The sequence below is a fragment of the Spirosoma sordidisoli genome (genome assembly GCF_004138325.1).
Taxonomy (GTDB): domain Bacteria; phylum Bacteroidota; class Bacteroidia; order Cytophagales; family Spirosomataceae; genus Spirosoma; species Spirosoma sordidisoli.
In genome coordinates, this window is the sequence record NZ_SBLB01000003.1 from 64,696 (window position 1) to 84,931 (window position 20,236).

At 56.8% G+C, this 20,236-nt stretch carries 17 protein-coding genes; 9 read left to right on the top strand and 8 right to left on the bottom strand.

Annotated features, from left to right (window positions below; genetic code table 11):
- Nucleotides 1-30 precede the first annotated feature (30 nt).
- Nucleotides 31-1,038, bottom strand: coding sequence for a cation diffusion facilitator family transporter (locus EQG79_RS12160; protein ID WP_129601633.1), 1,008 nt, complete (start codon nucleotides 1,036-1,038; stop codon nucleotides 31-33).
- A gap of 73 nt (nucleotides 1,039-1,111) precedes the next feature.
- On the opposite strand from EQG79_RS12160, the gene EQG79_RS12165 reads away from it, so the two are divergent.
- Both EQG79_RS12165 and EQG79_RS12170 read left to right on the top strand, forming a co-directional pair.
- Nucleotides 1,112-1,660 (top strand): NUDIX domain-containing protein, encoded by a 549-nt coding sequence (locus EQG79_RS12165; protein ID WP_129601634.1) that lies wholly within the window; start codon nucleotides 1,112-1,114, stop codon nucleotides 1,658-1,660.
- 88 nt (nucleotides 1,661-1,748) lie between these two features.
- The gene (locus EQG79_RS12170) at nucleotides 1,749-2,387 is read left to right on the top strand and encodes a LysE family translocator (RefSeq protein ID WP_077921064.1); all 639 of its coding nucleotides are present in this window, start codon (nucleotides 1,749-1,751) and stop codon (nucleotides 2,385-2,387) included.
- Between the two features lie 5 nt (nucleotides 2,388-2,392).
- On the opposite strand, the gene EQG79_RS12175 is transcribed toward EQG79_RS12170, so the two are convergent.
- From EQG79_RS12175 to EQG79_RS12190, 4 genes are read right to left on the bottom strand one after another with little or no spacing between them, the layout of a single operon-like run.
- Nucleotides 2,393-3,160, bottom strand: a complete 768-nt coding sequence (locus EQG79_RS12175; RefSeq protein ID WP_077921063.1) for a hypothetical protein — start codon at nucleotides 3,158-3,160, stop codon at nucleotides 2,393-2,395.
- A gap of 30 nt (nucleotides 3,161-3,190) precedes the next feature.
- Complete coding sequence (locus EQG79_RS12180) at nucleotides 3,191-3,970, bottom strand: SDR family NAD(P)-dependent oxidoreductase (protein ID WP_129601635.1); 780 nt, start codon at nucleotides 3,968-3,970, stop codon at nucleotides 3,191-3,193.
- A 20-nt stretch (nucleotides 3,971-3,990) separates the two neighbouring features.
- Nucleotides 3,991-4,431, bottom strand: coding sequence for a DUF2147 domain-containing protein (locus EQG79_RS12185; protein WP_129601636.1), 441 nt, complete (start codon nucleotides 4,429-4,431; stop codon nucleotides 3,991-3,993).
- Between the two features lie 49 nt (nucleotides 4,432-4,480).
- Nucleotides 4,481-5,098, bottom strand: coding sequence for a TetR/AcrR family transcriptional regulator (locus EQG79_RS12190; protein WP_077921060.1), 618 nt, complete (start codon nucleotides 5,096-5,098; stop codon nucleotides 4,481-4,483).
- 317 nt (nucleotides 5,099-5,415) lie between these two features.
- Here EQG79_RS12190 and EQG79_RS12195 point away from each other — a divergent pair, with 317 nt between their 5' ends.
- From EQG79_RS12195 to EQG79_RS12210, 4 genes are read left to right on the top strand one after another with little or no spacing between them, the layout of a single operon-like run.
- Nucleotides 5,416-8,661, top strand: a complete 3,246-nt coding sequence (locus EQG79_RS12195; protein WP_129601637.1) for a SusC/RagA family TonB-linked outer membrane protein — start codon at nucleotides 5,416-5,418, stop codon at nucleotides 8,659-8,661.
- A gap of 31 nt (nucleotides 8,662-8,692) precedes the next feature.
- Nucleotides 8,693-10,291, top strand: a complete 1,599-nt coding sequence (locus tag EQG79_RS12200; RefSeq protein ID WP_129601638.1) for a SusD/RagB family nutrient-binding outer membrane lipoprotein — start codon at nucleotides 8,693-8,695, stop codon at nucleotides 10,289-10,291.
- Nucleotides 10,292-10,308: 17 nt separating this feature from the next.
- Nucleotides 10,309-10,935, top strand: a complete 627-nt coding sequence (locus tag EQG79_RS12205) for a hypothetical protein (RefSeq protein ID WP_077921057.1) — start codon at nucleotides 10,309-10,311, stop codon at nucleotides 10,933-10,935.
- Nucleotides 10,936-10,981: 46 nt separating this feature from the next.
- Nucleotides 10,982-13,813: a M14 family metallopeptidase gene (locus EQG79_RS12210; RefSeq protein ID WP_394343309.1), complete on the top strand. Its 2,832-nt coding sequence runs from the start codon at nucleotides 10,982-10,984 to the stop codon at nucleotides 13,811-13,813.
- A 98-nt stretch (nucleotides 13,814-13,911) separates the two neighbouring features.
- Here EQG79_RS12210 and EQG79_RS12215 read toward each other — a convergent pair whose 3' ends face one another.
- Both EQG79_RS12215 and surE read right to left on the bottom strand, forming a co-directional pair.
- Complete coding sequence (locus EQG79_RS12215; RefSeq protein WP_077921055.1) at nucleotides 13,912-15,456, bottom strand: GH3 family domain-containing protein; 1,545 nt, start codon at nucleotides 15,454-15,456, stop codon at nucleotides 13,912-13,914.
- A gap of 93 nt (nucleotides 15,457-15,549) precedes the next feature.
- Nucleotides 15,550-16,326: a 5'/3'-nucleotidase SurE gene (surE, locus tag EQG79_RS12220; protein WP_129601639.1), complete on the bottom strand. Its 777-nt coding sequence runs from the start codon at nucleotides 16,324-16,326 to the stop codon at nucleotides 15,550-15,552.
- 228 nt (nucleotides 16,327-16,554) lie between these two features.
- On the opposite strand from surE, the gene EQG79_RS12225 reads away from it, so the two are divergent.
- The 3 genes from EQG79_RS12225 to EQG79_RS12235 are packed head-to-tail and all read left to right on the top strand — an operon-like array spanning nucleotide 16,555 to nucleotide 19,158.
- A complete protein-coding gene (locus tag EQG79_RS12225; RefSeq protein WP_077921053.1) occupies nucleotides 16,555-16,950 on the top strand; it encodes a RidA family protein in 396 nt (131 codons plus the stop codon).
- The gene (locus EQG79_RS12230) at nucleotides 16,947-18,044 is read left to right on the top strand and encodes a D-TA family PLP-dependent enzyme (protein WP_129601640.1); all 1,098 of its coding nucleotides are present in this window, start codon (nucleotides 16,947-16,949) and stop codon (nucleotides 18,042-18,044) included. Before EQG79_RS12225 ends, EQG79_RS12230 begins: the two co-directional genes overlap by 4 nt.
- 19 nt (nucleotides 18,045-18,063) lie before the next feature.
- Entirely contained in the window at nucleotides 18,064-19,158 is a 1,095-nt protein-coding gene (locus EQG79_RS12235; protein ID WP_129601641.1) for a dipeptidase, read from the top strand.
- Between the two features lie 12 nt (nucleotides 19,159-19,170).
- Here EQG79_RS12235 and trhO read toward each other — a convergent pair whose 3' ends face one another.
- Nucleotides 19,171-20,175, bottom strand: a complete 1,005-nt coding sequence (trhO, locus tag EQG79_RS12240) for an oxygen-dependent tRNA uridine(34) hydroxylase TrhO (protein WP_129601642.1) — start codon at nucleotides 20,173-20,175, stop codon at nucleotides 19,171-19,173.
- Nucleotides 20,176-20,236 lie beyond the last annotated feature (61 nt).

Sequence of the window (20,236 nt, forward strand, 5' to 3'; positions counted from 1 at the left end):
TAATCGGTTAAGTATGAAAAGGTTCAGAATCTACTCGCTCTGTACGGCCAGGGGAACGAAATGCTTTTGGTTCAGCGGCAGATTCTCGCTGGTCCAGTCTACATCCCGCACAAAGGCAAACGCCCGCACGGGGCAGTCGGCCACGCGGCAGTAATGACAGCATTCTTTCATGCACGGGTCGGTATGCACGAAAATTTCGACTTCGTTGCTGAACCCGGCCTTGAGGGTATCCTCAAACGCATGCACCTCGTCATGGACCTGCGTCAGTTCCCAGTAGTAGGGTAATGTCAGGTGACAGTCGATGTGCAGGTCGGCGCCGTACTTCTGCACCCGCAGGTTATGCACGTCGATCCAGTTTCGCTCTTTGTGTACATTGAGCAGGGCCACGACCCGGTCCAGGGTTGGTGCGTCGGTTTCGTCCATGAGTCGGGCAACGGACTGCCGAACCAGCTGCAGGCCATTGTAAATGATCAGGACAGACAAACCCAGCGACAACACGCTATCGATCCAGCGCTGGCCGGTCAGGGCCACTATGGCCACACCGATCATGACCACAATGCTGCTGATTACATCGGTCATCAGATGCTGTCCGTCGGCAATCAGGGCCAGTGAATCGGTCTGGCGGCCCGTACGGATCAGCATCCAGCCCACAAACGCATTGGCCAGGGCGGTAATCCCCAGCAGCACAAAGCCCGTATCCAGATTACTAAGCTCCTGCGGCTCGAAAACGCTCAGGATGGCCTGCCAGACGATCACCAGCCCGGCCGATAATATCATGGCCCCTTCAAAACCCGACGACAAAAATTCAACTTTTCCGTGGCCATAGGGATGGTTCTGGTCGCGGGGTTGGCCGGCGAGGTAGATGCTGTACAACGCGAATCCGCTGGCCAGCACATTGACGATCGACTCGACGGCATCGGTCAGAATAGCCGTCGATGACGTCAGGAAATAGGCTGTGAATTTGACAACCAGCAGAATGATGCTGAGCCCAAACGACAGGCCCATCCAGCGGTATTTAGTGCGTTGACTGGCCCTCATGAAGCCCGGAATGAAGTGGTATGTGTGAACAAATATAGCCAACCGTACCCACAAAGTCCGTATTTTCGCTGGCATGAATGCAACCGATAATCCCTGGCAGACATTACAATCGGCCGTAACGTACGAAAACCCCTGGCTGAGCATCCGGCATGAGGATGTGATCACACCGGCCGGTACACCCGGTATTTATGGGGTTGTCAGTTTCAAGAATAAAGCGGTGGGGGTGATCCCGATCGATGCGGATGGGAATACTTATCTGGTTGGCCAGTACCGCTATCCGCTCAACGAATACTCGTGGGAGATACCGGAAGGCGGGTGCCCGCTGGGTACCGACCCGCTCGAATCGGCCCGGCGTGAGCTTCGGGAAGAAACCGGTCTGGAAGCCCGGGAGTGGACAAAAATTGCCCGGATTCATACCTCCAATTCGGCCACCGACGAGGAGGGGTTTCTGTACATTGCCGAAGATCTGGTTCAGGGTGATCATGAGCCCGAAGAAACAGAAGATCTTAAAATCTGGAAACTTCCATTGGCCGAAGCCGTTGATATGGCTATGAACAGCCGCATTACCGACGCCCTGAGCGTTAGTGGTCTGCTCATGGTAGCCCGCCTGCGGGGAATTTAACGGGTACTGGTATACGGGGGCGGGCTGTTGACTCCAATGGCCCAACCGATTCCGCAGCCAGCCACCAACACTGTAAACTTCATCACTTGTGTTTTTACCTATTTTGTACGGATTTCTGGTCGGCGTTGCCCTTTGCCTGACATTTGGAACCGTTTTCTTTGCCCTGATCCAGAACAGCGTCGATAACGGCTTCCGGTCTGGTATGAAGATCGTGCTGGGCGTGATCATCGGCGATATTCTGTTCGTACTGGCTGCCCTGCTGGGGACATCGTTTATTCCGAAGGTGCAGGGGTTCGAGCACTTCATGGCGGTAGTGGGAGTCCTTTTCCTGACGGCCATGGGCCTGGTCAACATCCTCCGGGGTACACCCCGGCTGGCCTATCCCCAAACCCGATTCGGCAATTACCTGTACTACGTGTCGACGGGCTTTTTTCTGAATGCACTCAATCCGGTCAATTTCGTTTCCTGGGTAGCCATTGTAGCGTACATCCGCTCGCACCTGCACTACACCCAGGCCGAACAGTACGGGTTCATGAGCGCCAGTTTGGTTGGGGTTTTTGTGACGGAGTCGGCGCTGGCGTATTACGCCAATCGGCTCAAGCGGCTCTTCACCCCCCGGGTCGTCACCCTGTTCAACCGAACAACGGGTTTTGTCTTTCTGGCCGTAGCCGTTCAGATTGCCTATACCCGGCTGTATGAGCCAGTAGCCCGGCTCATGAACTGGTAATTTTATCAGAGGGGCCAGAATGGCTTACCGCGCATCGCCTGAATAAACAGCAGAGTCGTGGCTAGGCCATAAAGCAAACCCACCACCACCGTTAGTCGAACACTTTTAAGGGCGTAATAGGCCAGGATGGGTATGATCTGGATGGCGTGCATGCCCATAAAATGCGCAATACGCAGGTCGCCGTAAGTTCGGCTCCAGTTGACCACCGGCAGTCCCGGGCTACCATCGGGGCCACCTACCGTATGCCGTAGCTGAGACCCCATTGCCAGCCCTTCTATCGCGAAAATCACGAACAGGCCGATGCCGATCCGGATGCCCCAGACATAGGCCGCGGGTAAGTCCGGAAAGTTGCGCAGGCAGAATAGCACCCCAATGTACCCTGTCCATATCGCTATGGCCACAGCGGCCAGAGCCATCATGCCGTAGAGGGCCGCGTATGCAGGGGTATCGACCTTGAAGTGGGACAGCTGCCCCCGCCCGGCCTGAACGGCAATATAAATCAGTTCGAATCCCAGGAGCAGTATGACCCCCCAGGAGTAAATCTGCACCGCTCTGGACGGGCCTAGGTAAAACATGTACCAGGCCATGGTCCAGACAAACAGGGTGGTTGACAGGAAAAACTTGAAGGGTTTGTACCAGGCACTGACGCCGTTTACCTGAACATCGGTGAGCCGGGTCAGGACCAGGCAAACGGCGGCTGCCAGCAGGCAGACGAGGCCGAACAGATACAGCGGTTCATTCCGGTAGCGCAACAACTCGGATAAGGCTTTCATGGGGAAATGGCTAATAGAAATAGAGACGTGTCAGCGTTTGGGGCTGGCCAGAAATTTATTGATCCGCATGGTGAGCCAGCGGGGTGAAAAGCGGGGCGTGTTTGCCAGCAGCCAGTTCAGGCGACCCACGATTTTGACCCCTTTGCCCGATAGCAGATGCCGAACGCCAACGGCGGCTACCCATTGCACATCGGCTGGTTTATTCGTCGCGTATGCATTGGTTTTCAACATGGCATCGGTGGTGAAACCCGTATCGACAGGACCCGGGCAGAACGCCGAAACGGTAACCCCACTGCCGGCCAGTTCCGCTTCCAGCGTTTCGGAGAAGGAGAGGACAAATGCCTTGGTGGCTGAGTATACCGAATAGTACGGAAACGGCAGGAACGACAGCAGCGAAGCAACATTCATGATGTGCCCGCTGCCGCGACGCTTCATATCGGGCAGGAACAGTTTGGTCAGCGTTACTACCGCTCCCACGTTCAGGTTGATCATACGCAGATCCGGTTCGAGCGCACCCTCGTCGAAGGGGCCGTAGGTGCCGAAGCCGGCGTTGTTGACGAGCCTCGTTACCGGAAGACCCAGGGCGCTGATCTCGTGGTGCAGGGCAACAACCTCATCGGTGCTGGAAAGGTCTTTGGCAAAGGTGTAGACGGTGATTCCATGCTTGTCTGCCAGCTCGGCTTTCAGCGTTTCCAGCCGGTCGAGCCGGCGGGCTACCAGGATCAGGTTCTGCTTTTGGGCAGCCAGTAAGCGGGCCATGCTGAGGCCAATACCCGACGAGGCTCCGGTCAGTAGGATAAATTCGTTCATGGGATTTGGATTGTGGGTGGTTAAGGGTTGGGGCGACCGGGCGTAACCCTGGACCAGACTTCTGTTCGGCCAAAGAGCGATACGCCAACGTAGCCGCGGATACTGAGGCTGTTCGGGGTGGTAAGGATCATCTTGCAGGAATAGGTTTTTCCCTCACGCGGGTCGTAGATGGTGCCGTTCGCCCAGGTGCTGCGGCCGTCGTAGACGAACCCGTTCAGGATGACCAGCCCGATCAGATTTCGGCTGCGCAGGCCTGGATCGGGATTGTTCTGATCCGTAGTGGCCGTTCCCGTACCCCATACGATCTTACCCAGGTACTGATCACCCTGCCGATAAATAGTGATGCGACTGTCTTTCCGGGGCGAGAGCCACTCGCCGGTAACGGCCTCGGCAGGCGGTTGGGTGTGTTGGGTAGACCTCCCGGCGATAAGCACGACGAGTAGTAAAAATAAAGCTTTCATTGATCTAAGTTTAAAATGTGAACAACGTTCATAAACAGGGCAAAAAAATTTAGAAGTGATCCAGTAGTTTCAAAAACTCAGTATACGCCTGATCAACGATAGCCGACGGATCGGTCAGGTTGACTCCCTGCGTGCGCTGGCTGATTTCCAGGCTGCACATGCCGTGAACCAGACTCCAGAACATGAACGACAGCGGTTGGAGCGAATGGCCGGCAAAATGACCAGCTTCGAGGCACTCTGCAACAGTACTGCTCAGGGCGGTAAAAGTTGCTTTCCCTTCGTCCCATTCCGGCTGATCGGTAGCGCACAAAAACGTCATAGGCGCTTTGGTGCTGAACATGAGCTCATACATATCCCGGTTTTCGAGGCCGAATTTGATGTAGATCCGACCCATGGCCCGTAACCGCTCCATCGGATCTGCCACACTGGCCAGCACCGAGAAATGGCTGGCCAGCATGCCGAACCCCTGGCTGTGGAGGGCATGCAGGATCGCATCCTTATTCCTGAAATACACATACACCGTTCCAACGCTGTAGTCGATGGCTTCGGCTATGTTCCGAATGGTAGTCTGCTCGATCCCATTTTCGGTAAACAGCTTTCTGGCGGCCCGTAATATCAGGTCTCTCAGTTCTTCCTTCTCGCGTGCTTTCCGTTCGGCAACTCCCATTGTGTTCAAGATCTGTTGCAAATAAAATGAACAACGTTCAAAATTCAAAATTGTTTTTTTCTATTCGTTTGGACAGGTGGGATATAAAGAAACATCGCTTTTTTGTTGGTTCAGTATTTTATTTGGAGATTTATGTATCATATGCGTTTACTTAGCTGCGTTGATTAGAATAAAAGAAATAATATTTTTAACTAATTTCATTATGTAAAATAAAATTCTGTTCATCTCTTTTTTTGTAGTCGTAAGTTTTCTAGAATTGATCGATAATAAAATCTCTCATGTATTAATCACCATGTACACATCTAATCCAGAACGGCATGAAAATACAGGTACTACTTTTTCTCTTACTTCTACCCGGTTTGTTAGTCGCGCAACAGCGAGCTGTACGCGGCAAAGTGATCGACGGAACGGGTAAGGAAGCGCTGCCCGGCACGACCATAACGGTAAAGGGAAGTACCGTCGGAACGGTGACCGATGCGCGCGGGCAGTACGAACTAACGGTGTCTGGCCGCACGGCAGTCTTGGTCTTCTCGTCGGTTGGTTTCCAGTCGAAAGAGGTAACGGTCGGCAACCAGCAGGTTATCGACGTGGAGCTGACCGCCGACACCAAACAACTCAGCGAAGTGGTCGTGACGGCTGCCGGTATCAAGCGCGACAAAAACGCCCTGGGCTATGCTGTCTCGACGCTGGACGCCAACCAGCTGGCCCAGAAATCGGAACCCGATCCGTTACGGGCGCTGACCGGCAAAGTAGCCGGGGTCAATATTCAGGGGTCGGGCGGAGCCGCCGGTGGAGCTACCAACATCACCATTCGCGGAAATTCGTCGCTGGGTAACAACAATCAGCCCCTGTTTGTGGTCGATGGGGTTCCCTTCGATAACTCCAGCTTCGGCAGCACGGATGGTTTCGTAGGCGGGTCGACCATTACGAACCGGGCCTTTGACCTCGATCCAAACAACATTCTGACCATGACGGTACTCAAAGGCGCGGCAGCGGCTGCGCTTTACGGGTCGCGGGCGGCCAACGGAGCCATTATCGTTACTACCAAAGCCGGCAAGCGCCAGAGTCGGAAAGGGCTTGAAATTACCTACAGCACCGGGTATTCGACAGAAACCGTGGCCGGTCTGCCCGACTACCAGACCAGCTACGGACAGGGGACAAACTTCGATTACCGCAGTGGTGTATTTGGCTCCTGGGGACCGCCGTACGAAGGGATCCCGAGCCTGATTCCCACCCGGAAAACCATCCCGCACCCGCTCACGACCAACAATCGATACCCCTCCACGGTGTTCCCCCAGTTTTACGAGGCCAATGGAACCACGCCGATTCAGGTGCCCTATCAGTCGTACGCACAGGATAATGCGCGGAACTTCTTCCGGACGGGCAGCGTCTTCGAAAACGCCATTTCGGTGTCGAGTGGCAGCGAGAAGGGCAGCTTCACGGCGGGTCTGTCGCGCACGGGTAACCAGGGCGTCGTACCCGAAAACCAGATTACCCGGACCGCTGTCAACCTGGGCGGTAATGCCCAGCTGGACAATAAATTCTACGTGGGCGGGTCTATCAACTACGTCAATACCAACCAGGTGTCGCCCCAGGTGTCGGCGGCCAACGGGGCCGGCAGCTCCATCCTGGACATTCTGATGTTTGTGCCGACAAGCTATGACCTCACCGGCTTCCCGAATACCAACCCGCTCAACGGGAACAATGTCTACGACCGCGTCGGTACGGACAATCCTTACTGGTCTGTCGTTAACAGTCCAACGACGAGCAAGGTAGATCGCTACTACGGCAATGTGGTACTGGGCGTCGACCCGCTGCCCTGGCTGAACGTGCAGAATACGGTTGGTTTCAACGCTTATACCGACCGGCGCACGGTGGTGAACGGCAAAGGGGGCGATTACTTCCCGAACGGCAACATTACCAACGACAACATCTACCGGCAGGAGCTGGACAATACCCTGTTGCTGACCGCCACCAAGCCGATCAATGAAAACATCGGGCTGAAAGTGATTCTGGGTAACAACGTGAACCAGCGCGTCACCGAGCGGGCCGTTGTGTTTGGCGATGGCATTATTTTTCGGGGTATCAACTCGCTCAACAACACCAGCGTAACGATTCCGCGGGTACTGCCCAACAACCGGAATAACTTCAAGCAACGGTACTATGCCTTCTTCACGGATATCTCGCTCGACTATAAGAACTACGCCTTCCTGAACCTGGTAGCCCGTAACGACGTCTCGTCGACACTGCCGGCCAGCAACCGCAGCTATCTCTACGGCGGGGCCAGTGCGTCGCTTATTTTTACCGAAGCGTTCCAGCTGCCCAAAAGCATACTGTCGTTCGGTAAGTTCCGGGCGGGCTACACCCGGGTGGGTAACGAAGCCACGCCCTACCAGACCCAGACGGTCTACATCGCCAACCCGGTACTGGGCGTGGGCACCGGTACGGGAAGCATAGCATCGCCCTTTGCCGGACAAAGCTCGCTGACCGAGTCGGATCTGCTGGCTAACGCCAGCCTGAAGCCCGAATTCATTACCGAACTCGAAATCGGTACGGAACTTCAGTTCTTCAACAACCGGATCGGGCTCGACGTAACGTACTACAACAAGATTAGTACGTCGCAGATCTTTACCGTCAATGCTGTACCGTCGTCGGGCTATACCCAGAAGGTGATTAACCTGGGCCGCTCCTCGAACGAAGGGGTGGAGATCGGGCTGAACGCTACGCCTATCAAGCTGAACAACGGCTTTACCTGGAACCTGTCGTCGGCCTTTACCCTGAACCGCAACATCGTGCTAGACATCGGCGCCCTGAAAGAGCTGCCCTACGGTGGGTTCTCCGATCTGGGAAGTGTGCACATTGCGGGGCAGCCCTACGGCCAGATTCGTGGCTCTACCTACGCCCGCGACGATGAAGGAAACATACTGGTGAACCCCAACACGGGTAAACCAATCCTGAGCGGCAAGACGGCAGCTATCGGCAACCCTAACCCGGACTTTATCCTGGGCGTTACCAATACGTTCAGCTATAAGGGGCTGACCCTGAGTGCGCTGTTCGACTGGAAGCAGGGGGGCGACATGTACTCCTTCACGGCTTATGAGCTGCTGAGCCGGGGGGCTACCAAAGATACCGAAGAGCGGGAGGCAATCCTGGTCGGACCCGGTGTGCTGGGTGACGTAAATACGCTCAAACCCCTGCTGGATGGAGAAGGCCGTAAAATACCCAACAACATCGGTATTGCCGTAGCCGACTACTATTTCACGGGCGGGTTTGGCCCCGGTGGCGCGGCTGAAGTAAACGTACTCGACGCCACGGTTTTCCGGCTGCGCGAAGTGTCGCTGGGGTACCAGCTGCCCAAGCGCTGGCTGGCCAAAACCCCCTTCGGATCGGCTTTCCTGTCGGTGAGTGGCCGTAACCTGTGGTATCTGGCCCCCAACTTCCCCAAGTATCTGAACTTCGATCCGGAGGTCAGCTCGCTGGGCGCGGGTAACTCGCAGGGTTTTGACTTCATCGGGATTCCGACCACCCGCCGTCTGGGTGTCAACCTGCGGTTTAGCTTCTGATTTTCCTCTATTCATCTATACCTGGCATGTTATGATACGTATCGCAACCATACGAACGGCTTTTTTGCTGAGTCTGCTGTTTATCGGGGGAAGCTGCAAGGAGTTCGTCGATATCAATACCGACCCGAATAACCCCACTACGCCGGTGCTGGAGCTGCTCCTGCCCGCCACCCAGCTGTCGATGGCTGGCAGTCTGCGCGACGTGAATCAGGGAACGTCAATCCTGGTTCAGCACCTGTATACGAGCACGACCAGCCGTAATTTTCAGGACGGCACCGATTATCAGCAGTCCTGGAACAGCCTCTACACCCAGATGCTCAACGATGTTGACATCATTATCCGGGAGGGGACCCGGCTGCAACGCTGGGATTATGTGGCCATTGCCAAGCTGGAAAAAGCCTATGTCTACAGCATGATGGTCGATTTGTGGGGCGACATCCCGTACTCGGATGCCTCGCAGGGCCTTACCGTATCGGACCCCACCTTCGAGAGCGGAGCCGCCATCTATGACAAGCTCTTCGTGCTGATCGACGAGGCCCTGGCCGACGCCAACAAAGGTGCGTTTGCCATCCAGCCCACCACGGCCGATATAATCTACAAAGGTGATAAGAACGCCTGGATCCGGATGGCCAATTCGCTGAAGCTGAAACTGTTCAATCAGATCCGGCTGGTGCAGCCCGAGAAGGCAAGAGCTGGTATCAACGCCCTGCTAACCGCCAACGCACCCCTGATCACGACCAACGCGCAGGACTTCTCGTTCCGATTCGGTACCACCGAAACGCCCGCCAACCGGCACCCCTGGCATCGGGCCGAGTACCAGGCCAGCAAAAGTTATTACATGAGCCAGAACTTCATCGAGCGGTTGTTCAACACCGATGATCCGCGCATCCGGTATTACTTTTTCCGGCAGACGTCGAACTACACGGTTGGATTTACGCCCACCGGCAACGGTTACTTCGGTCGCTATACCGGCGACGCCACCGCATCGCCCAACGATAACGCCCTGAAGGCAACCTTCGGCGTGTATCCGGCCGGTGGCCTGTACGACAACAGCCCGATCAACAACCTGACTGCGGCCCAGACGTTCATTACGAACACCGGTGCGACGGGCGCGCCCAAGGTAGTTACGAACCTCGATGGGAGCGGAGCCGGGGTGTTTCCGTTTATCACCAACGCCATGGTCAAGTTCATTCTGGCCGAAGCAGCCCTCACGATGGGTACGACCGGCGATGCGCGCCAGCTGTTTCAGGATGGGATAACGGCGCACCTCAACAGCGTCAACACCATCTCGACAACGGGCGGCAACTCCGCGCCGACCCTGCCTGCGGCCACTGTTACGGCTTTCGTAGCCAACCGGAGCAGCCAGTACGACGCGGCCGATGCCGCCGGTAAGCTGAATGCCGTCATGACGCAGAAATACATTGCCCTCTACGGCAACGGCATGGAATCGTACAACGACTACCGTCGGACGGGGCTGCCGGTGCTGCCGGCTCCCATCGCGCCACTAAACACATTCCCGCTCCGGCTTACCTACTCGGTAACCGAGCTGGCCACCAACGTAAACGTATCGGGCAAAGCGGATCAGCTCCAGACCGCTCAGCAGACCACCCCCGTTTTCTGGGATAAATAAAAACCACATTGATAACCATGAGAGCCATATTGATCTGTTGTTCCCTGCTGGGGTTGATTGCCCTGGACGGTTGTAAAACGGAAAATTACGTTTGGGAAAACTGGTCGTATACCGCCGTGCCGCTGGTGGCCGTCAACACGACCAAATCAGCCCTGCCAACGGTATCGACAGCCAACACCTCCTTTTTTGCGCTGAATGATGCTGACCTCCCCAACCAGGTTTTTGAGTATACCCTGCGCTGGGAAGGCTTCGGTAAAGCGGAGGTCAACTCCATCGATGTATACCTCGGTTTTAACAAGGCGGCCGCCACCGGCAACCCGGCCTATCCGATCGTACTGTCGCAACCGGGTGGGCTGTATCCGAGCGTTACGCAGTTTCCGCTGCCCAGCCGGGTTGGGGCTGCCGACAAACTGTACGAAACCGTTACCCAGTTTCCGAAAACGTTTACAGTAACGGCAGCTCAGCTGGCTGCTTTTACGGGGGTAAACCTGAGTACGGTGGCGCAGAATGATTATTTTCTGTTTAAGTTTATCCTCAACCTGAAAGACGGCCGCCGGATTGCGGGCTTTCAGGAAAACGTATGCGATGAGGCCCGGGGCGAAGTGGGCGACTGCCGGGTTGGTGTTCGCTTCCGCAGACGATAGCCAAGAAAACTAACTCCAATTCTATATTACTCACAAACAGACTATTATGATGTCTATTTTCCTTCGATTATCAACGTTTCTATTGCTGTCTGGCTGGTATCTGACCGGTGCCCTGGCGCAGTCGATACCGTCGCCCAAAGAACATTTCGGGTTCAACATTGGCGACGATTATCAACTCGCTACCTATACGCAGACCGAAGCCTATTTCAAGAAAGTGGCGGCTGCCTCGGACCGGGTCAAACTCGTCGACATCGGTATGACTGAAGAAGGACGCCATCAGTATATGCTGATCGTTTCGTCGCCGGAGAACCTGAAGAAACTGGACCGCTACAAGGAGATTTCCCAGAAGCTGGCCCGCGCCGAAGGACTCACCGACGACCAGGCCCGGGCGCTGGCCCAGGAAGGAAAAGCCATTGTCTGGATCGACGGGGGGCTCCACGCTACCGAAACCGTTGGAACGATGCAGCTCATCGAAACCATCTGGCAGCTGGTGAGCCGCAAAGACCCTGAGACGATGCGGATCCTGGATCAGGACATCCTGCTCCTGACGCACGCCAACCCCGACGGTCAGGAGATCGTGACCAACTGGTACATGCGCGAGCCGAAAGCCGAGAAACGATCGCTCGATAACCTGCCCCGGCTGTATCAGAAATACATCGGACACGACAACAACCGCGACTTCTTCATCATGAACATGAAGGAAACCCAGAACATCGGGCGGCAGCTGTTTGTCGAGTGGATTCCGCAGATCATGTATAACCACCACCAGCGCGGACCGGCCGGCTCGGTACTGGCGGGACCGCCTTACCGCGACCCCTTCAACTACGTTTTCGATCCGCTGATGGTTACCGGTATCGACGCCCTGGGCGCGGCCATGATCAACCGGCTCAATGCCGAAAACAAACCGGGCTTTACGCGGCTGGGTGGTTCGGTATTCTCGACCTGGTACAACGGCGGTCTGCGCACAACGACCCACTTCCACAACATGATCGGCCTGCTGACCGAAATCATCGGTGGCCCAACCCCCGAAGATATTCCGCTGGTACCGAGCCGGCTGATCCCGAACGGCAACACCCCGTTCCCGGTAACCCCGCAGAAGTGGCACTTCAAACAATCCATCGATTATTCGTTGTCGCTGAACTATGCCGTGATGGGCTACGCGGCCCGCTACCGCGACGAGCTGCTGTTCAACATTTACCGCATGGGTAAAAACTCGATCGAGCGCGGCAGCAAAGACACCTGGGGCCTGTCGCCCAAACGGATCGAGGCTATCAACGACGCGTTCAAAAATGATCCTAAGAAGCCGACGTCTACCTCCGCCAATGCGGCTCTGGCTCAGTATGGGATGTTGCCACGGGGGGGCGGTATGCCGGTTAAGTACTACGATACGATCATGAAAGCGCCGGTCCTGCGCGACCCGCGGGGCTTCATCATTCCGGCCAACCAGCCCGACTTTGCTACCGCTGTTAAGTTCATCAACGCGCTGGTCAAAACCGGAATCCAGATTCAGCAGGCTACCGCCGACTTCACCGTTGCCGGCAAAAAATACCCCGCCGGTTCGTACGTAGTCAAAACCGATCAGGCGTTCCGGCCCCACGTGCTCGACATGTTCGAGCCGCAGGATCACCCCAACGATTTCCAGTACCCGGGTGGGCCGCCGGTTCGTCCGTACGATGCCGCTGGCTGGACACTGGCCTACCTGATGAACGTGCAGTTCGACCGGGTGCTCGACGGCTTCGATGGCCCCTTCAAAAAGCTGCCATATGGTGAGCTACAGTCGCCCGAAGGGCGCATGGCCGGGGCTGCCGGGGGAGGATACCTGCTGAGCGCCCGAACCAACAATTCCTTTATTGCGGTCAATGACCTGCTGGCGTCGGGGGTAGACGTGTACCGGTTGCCCAACGGACTGGGCAGCAAGTCGGGCGTAGAAGCAGGCGCTTTCTTCGTGTCGGCATCACCCAAGGCCAAGGCGATACTCGATAAGTCGGTAAAAGACCTGGGGCTCGACGTGACGGGCGTCGCCAAACGGCCATCCTCATCGATGGTTAAAGTCTCGCCCATGCGGATTGCCCTCTGGGATACCTATGGCGGATCGATGCCGTCGGGCTGGGTACGCTGGCTGATGGAACAGTACCACTTCCCGATGAAGGTGATCTACCCCGGCGATATCGACGCGGGTGACCTGAAAAAGAAATTCGACGTTATCGTTTTCGTGACCCGGGCCATACCGCCCGTACGCGGTCAGGACAACGACATCTTCAGCGCTATGGAGCGGGAACCCAAAGAAGAGTCTACCCCGGAAGAATACCGCCCCCGGCTCGGAAAAATCACCGCAGCCAAGTCGATCCCGCAGATCAAAGCGTTTCTGGAAGCGGGCGGTACGGTTGTGACGATCGGGTCGAGCACCAACCTGGCCTATCACCTGAAACTGCCCGTGAAGAACGCGCTGACGGAGATGACGAGCAGCGGGACAGAGCGGCCACTACCGGGCGAGAAGTATTACATTCCGGGCAGCGTGTTGCGGGTGAGCCTGGATTCGACCCAGCATGCCACCTGGGGTATGCCTTCGCAAACCGACGTCTACTTCGATAACAGTCCGGTATTCAAACTCTCGCCCGATGCCATCGCCAAAGGGGCCGTAATGCCGCTGGCGTGGTTCGATACCGACAAGCCGCTGCGGAGCGGCTGGGCCTGGGGACAGTCGTACCTGCAGGATGGTGTGGCGGCCTTCATGGCACCCGTGGGTGCGGGCAAGCTATACGCATTTGGACCCGAAATCACCTTCCGGGCTCAGGCACAGGGAACGTTCAAACTGCTGCTGAACCAGCTGTACAGCACCAGCCTCAACAACCAGGCCGTGTCTATGATTGGTAAGTAAGCGGTCAAGCTAAAACGGTTCGGGCCCGGGAGGAAGTCATTCTTCCTGCCGGGCCCGAACCGTTTCAGTAGGGTAAAGCTACAGGCGCCGGGTCCTGGTCAGGCCGTAGCCAGAAACGACTCCCACTCGTTGATCAGCCCTTTTTTCAGCACCCGCGGAAACTTATGCTGCCCCCCCAGCTTGCCCTTCGACTTCATCCACTTGTAGAACGTGTCGGTGGGCAGCACCGTAACCGTAATTTCTTTCAGCGCATGACGGCGTTCTACGGCATAGTCGTCGTTGAGCTCCTTCAGTTTCTCGTCGAGTCGGGTACGCAGCGCGTCGGGGTTGACCGGGTCGTCGGTGCCGATGTACCAGTTGTGGGCGAACAGGGTATCGTGGGTAACGCCGGCCACGGTAAACTCCCGCACCGAAATGCCGAGTTCTTCGGATACCATCTCGATAGCCCGGTTCATATTGTCGACGCTCAGGTGTTCGCCACAGAGGCTCAGGAAGTGCTTCGTGCGACCCGTAATGATGATTTCTGACCGCTGTTTGCTGACGAACCGGATGGTATCGCCAATGAGGTAGCGCCACGCGCCGGAGCAGGTCGACAGGAGCAGGGCGTATTCTTTGCCTTCGTCTACCTCGTCGATCATCAGCGTTTGGGGGTTCTCCGTCAGCTCGCCATCGGCGGTGAAGTTCTGCTCGTTGAAGGGAATGAACTCGAAGAACAACCCATTGTTCAGCACCAGCTGCATACCCTCCGCGTTCGGGTGGGTCTGGTAAGCGATAAAGCCTTCCGAAGCCAGGTAGGTTTCAATATAGGTGATGGGGTGGGCGAGGAGCTTCTCAAATCCAGCCCGGTAGGGTTCGAACGAGACGCCCCCGTGGCAAAACACCATCAGGTTGGGCCATATGTCGTGGATGGTCTTTACCTGGTAGCGGGCAATGATTTTCTCCATCAGCAGCTGTATCCAGGCCGGTACGCCCACTACGTAGCCGATATCCCAGTTGGCGGCCTGTTCGGTAATTTCGTCGAGCTTCAGCGCCCAGTCGCGCTCCTGAGCAATTTCGCGGCCCGGTTTATAGAACCGCTCGAACCACAGGGGTATCCGGCTGGCGGTAATCCCGCTAAGGTCACCTTCGAAGTGATCCCCCCGGGCGTTGAGGTCGGTGCTACCCCCGAGCATCAAACAGCCTTTTTCGTAAAGGGTCGGCGGCAGGTTCTGGTAGCGTCCCAGCGTCAGAATCTGCCGTACGCCCGTTCGCTGAATGGCCTTCGACATCGACTTGGTTACCGGAATGTATTTCGAAGCCGCTTCGGAGGTGCCGGAACTCAGCGCAAAATACTTCACCTTCCCCGGCCAGGCTACATCTTTTTCGCCCGCCAGCGACCGTTTCCACCACCTGTCGAACATGCGGTTGTAGTCGTGGATGGGGACGTTCTGCTTGAATTTTTCGTAGAACTCCCGCTTGCCGCCAAATTCGGCTGCGCTGAGCAGTTCCTCAAAGTGGTAGGTGGTGCCAAAATCCGTAAACCGGGCTTTGCCGACCAGTTTGCGGAACGCCTTCCGCTGTTGTTTCAGCGGATTCAGCTGCCTGCGCTGTACGACATTCGTAAGCCGAATGCCGGTTTTTAACATACTGCCGAGAAGTGCCATTCTTAATAAGGATGAATGCTATCTAATGAACGACCCAGACGAACCAACTGGGGTGTCGATTGCTCATTGTTTCGTTTATCGGGTAGCATTTGGTTACAGATTCCAGTTACGTAATTGATCCATCATGCTGTAGGCGGTCAGGTCATACTGGCACGGCACAACGGAGGTATAGTTTTGTGACAGCGCATACTCGTCGGTGTCCTCGGCATGCGTGTCGAAATTGACAAAATCGCCCGCGAGCCAGAAATACCGACGCCCGTGGGGGTCGCGTCGCTCGTCGAACACCTCCTGCCATTTGGCGTTAGCCTGCCGACAGATCCGGATGCCTTTGATCGGTTCTGCCGTCCGGGCCGGGAAGTTCACGTTCAGGGCGGTACCGCGCTGCATACCGCGCTCGAGTACATTACTGGCAATGCGCAGGATGTGATCGTGCGTATGCGAAAAGTCGGGCTGGCGGGTAAAATCGCCGAGCGAAAAACCAATGGCGGGAATGCCTTCAATAGCCGCTTCGATGGCGGCCGACATGGTGCCGGAATACAGCACGCTGATGGATGAGTTGCTGCCGTGGTTGATACCGCTCACAACCAGGTCGGGAGCCCGGTCCCTGAGCACGTGGTGTTTCGCCAGCTTGACGCAGTCGGCGGGGGTGCCGGAACATTCGTAGGCGGGTACCTCGCCAAAAATATCGGATGGATAAAGCCGGATCGGGTTGGCTATGGTAATGGCATGTCCCATGCCCGACTGCGGGCTGTTGGGCGCCACGACCACCACCGAGCCCAGTTGTTTCATCAAGTCAACGAGTGTCCGGATGCCGTGGGAGGTGATACCGTCGTCGTTCGAAATTAAAATCAGGGGCTTTCTGTCAGCCATAACGAGTTCGTATGTCGCCGGTATGAATAAGACCGGCTGTTTTTGCAAAACTACGCAAATACGCCCGAAGCTGCTGCTTTTGCGACCATCGGGCTGTGGGCCTGATGACCGGAAAAGGTACTCCTGATACGCGATCGGATTCGAAGGCTGGCGGGTCGATAGTGGGTAAATAAATTGGGTAGGGACACAAAAACTGTTTCTTTTGCAGCCAGTACAAACCAACCCGACATGGCCACAAAAACACCCATTCATCATCCTGTTGTTAAAGAAGGACTTATAACACCTGCCTATTCGCCCGGTCTCGTTTGCGATGGCTGGCTCTTCGTATCCGGTCAGACCCCCCTGGACTATCTAACCGGTGAGGTCATGCTGGGCACTATCGAGGAAGAAACCAATCGCGTTATGCAGAACATCCAGGAACTGCTGGAGGGCGCGGGTTGCACCTGGGATGATGTGGTGAAGACGACCGCCCATTTGGCCAATATCAACGACTTCGAGGCCTATAACGCCGTTTACGCAACCTACTTTCCGGGGGTTCTGCCGGCGCGTACTACCGTTCAGTCGGGGCTGGCCAAAGGGATCAAGGTAGAAATCGATGTGATTGCCCGGGTGCCGCAGTCATGAACTGGTATGAAGTAGAAAATCCCGACACCATTGCCTCACCCGCCTTGCTGGTATACCCGGACCGGGTGACGGCTAATATCCACTCGGCCCTGCAAATTGCTGGTATGGCGGATGGAAAGGGGGCGGAGCGACTGCGGCCGCACGTGAAAACCCACAAGATGCGGGCCGTAACCGAGCTGCTCCTGGCGGAGGGGATCGTGGCTTTCAAGTGCGCCACCCTGCGCGAAGCCCGGATGCTGGCCGATGCCGGTGCGCGGGACGTCCTGCTGGCGTATCCACTGGTTGGTCCATCAGTACAGCGGCTGGCCGAGCTGAGGGATCAGTACCCCGCCGTTCGATTTGCCTGTCTGATCGATAACGAAACCGCAGCCGATCGCCTGTCAGCTTCGTTCGTGGCCAGCCCGCTCGACGTGTACATCGACCTGAACGTGGGAATGAACCGAACCGGTATCAAGCCCGCCGACGCACCGGCCCTGTACGATCACTGCCAGTTGCAACCCGGCATTCGGGTGGTGGGGCTGCACGCTTACGACGGCCACATTCGGGATACCGATCTTACGGACCGCGCCCGGCGGACCGACGAAAGCTTTAGGCTGGCTGCGGGCGTTCAGCAGGCTATTGCTGACGCGGGGGGCGAAACGTTGCCGCTGATCATGGGCGGCTCACCGAGTTTTTCCATGCACGCACGTCGGCCTGGTCTGGAGCTGAGTCCCGGTACGTTTGTATTCTGGGATGCGGGCTACGCCCAGATGCTGCCGGATCAGCCGTTTGTCATGGCTGCCGTTCTGCTGATGCGGGTCATTTCCATTGTCGATCCGCAAACCATTTGTCTCGACCTCGGTCACAAGTCCGTCGCGGCCGAAAACCCGCTGCCCCGGGTCGTTTTTCTGAACGAACCCAGTGCGCAACCCATAGGACAGAGCGAAGAACATCTGGTCGTGCGCGTGGAGGACAGCAGCCCATACCAGCCCGGCGACGTATGGTACGGGGTGCCGGTACATATCTGCCCGACGGTCAACCTGTACGATCAGGCCGATGTGGTGGTCAATAATCAATGGACTGGTCGGTGGGAGGTAACCGCCCGGGGCCATTAACCCGTCATTTCAACCGCCTATGTTCATCATCGATACCCATCTGGACCTGGCCATGAATGCCATCGAATGGAACCGCGACTACCGTCAGCCGGTAACCGCCATTCGGGCTTCGGAGCAGGGCATGACCGACAAGATTGATCGGGGTAAAAACGTGGTGTCGCTCCCCGACCTTCGGCGGGGCCATATTGGATTGGTCGTTGCCACGCAGATTGCCCGGGTCAACCCCTCCGATGCGGACGGTTCGGGTGCTGTACTGCCGGGTTCGGGCTGGAACTCGCCCGCCCAGGCCTGGGCCATGACGCAGGCGCAGCGGGCCTGGTATCAGGCGATGGAAGACGAACAGCAGATGGTACTCATTGCCAGCCGGGCCGACCTCGATGCGCACCTTGCCCGCTGGCAGGACCAGAGCGAACCCGCTGATCAAAAGCCTGTCGGTTTTGTGCTGAGTCTGGAAGGAGCCGATTCGTTGATCGACCTTTCCTACGTTGAACGGGCTTATGCGTATGGCCTGCGGGCGATAGGGCCAGCCCACTACCGCGATGGACGCTATGCCCCCGGTACCGGACTAAGCGGTCCCCTAACAGCCCGTGGCCGCGAGCTGCTGCGGGAAATGGATCGGCTAGGGATGATTCTCGACGTAACCCACCTGACCGACGAAGGATTCGAGGAAGCATTGGCGCTCTACAGCGGGCCGATCTGGGCCAGTCACCACAACTGCCGGGCCCTGGTACCGCACCAGCGGCAACTCACCGACCGTCAGATCCGCCAGCTCGTTGAGCGCGGGGCGGTTATTGGCGGGTGTTTTGATGCCTGGATGATGAAGCCCGGGCTGACCCAGCGTCAGAGTAACCCGGCCGACTTCGGTATAACCATCGAGACGATCGTTGATCACTACGACCACATCTGCCAGCTGGCCGGCAACGCGCTGCACTGCGCTATCGGGTCCGACCTCGACGGAGCGTTTGGTCGGGAGCAGTCGCCTACGGATCTCGATACCATTGCCGATCTGCAACGGCTTGGCGACCGGCTGGCTGCCCGGGGCTATCCAGCCGACGCCATCGACGCGATTTTTTTTGGCAATGCGCTTCGGTTTCTGCAGAACGCCTTACCCTAGCTTAACCAGTAACTAGACCGACGGCGTATCCGTGCTGGCAGCGACCAGCCGTGGGGCGCTCAGGTCAATTTTCTGACCCCGACGGCTGATGTAGCCCTGCGCCGGCGTATACCCAACGGATTGCTTGCCGTAATAGCCGGTGCCATCGTAGGGGCGCAGTTCCGGGTCGGTTTTGCAGGCATCGGTGCAGGTCCCGCCGTGTTCATCGCCACAGGATTCGCAGAGGGTAACGTGGTTGTTGCAGGCCGGGCTGGCGCAGTTGATCATGCGGCTGGTAGGGGTGCCGCAGCGGTAACAGACCGACACCGTGGTTGGATTCACGTGATTGACGTCGACCGTAACCCGGTTGTCGAACACGTAACACTGGCCGTCGAAGTCAGTGCCTCCCGCTTCCATGCCGTACTTGATAATGCCACCGTGGAGTTGGTACACGTTCTGAAAGCCCTGCGACAGCAGATAAGCGCTGGCTTTTTCGCACTTGATGCCCCCGGTGCAATAAGTAATGATTTTTTTGTCTTTGAGGTGTTCGATCTCGTGGACATGCTCGGGCAGTTCGCGTAGGTTCTCCATATCGAACGTCACCGCTCCCCTGAACCGGCCAACGGCATGTTCGTAATTCGATCGCATATCGACCAGAACCACATCCGGATCGTTTTTGAGCTGCTGAAACTCCTCGGGTTCCAGATGGATACCCGTTTGCCGGCGCGGATCGACGGGCAGGTCGGAGTGCACAATTTCGGGCTTTACCCGAACGTGTAGTTTCTGAAAAGTATGCCCGTCGGCCTCGTCGACCTTAAACTCGATGTCGGCAAAGCGCGGGTCGGCGTGGAGCGCGGCCTTGTACGCTTCACAATCGGCGGTCAGGCCCGAAACGGTGCCGTTGAGTCCTTCGGGGGCTACAATTACCCGGCCCAGCAAGTTCAGCCGCAGGCACAGCCGATGATGCTCGTCGCGGTACTGGTCGGGGTTCTCGATGGGTGAATAAATATAGTAGAGTAAGACGCGGTACGGTTTCATACTACAAAATTAACGGAAAACACTCGATAGTTAGCAGCGGTTAGCTGATAGGCGGCCCGAT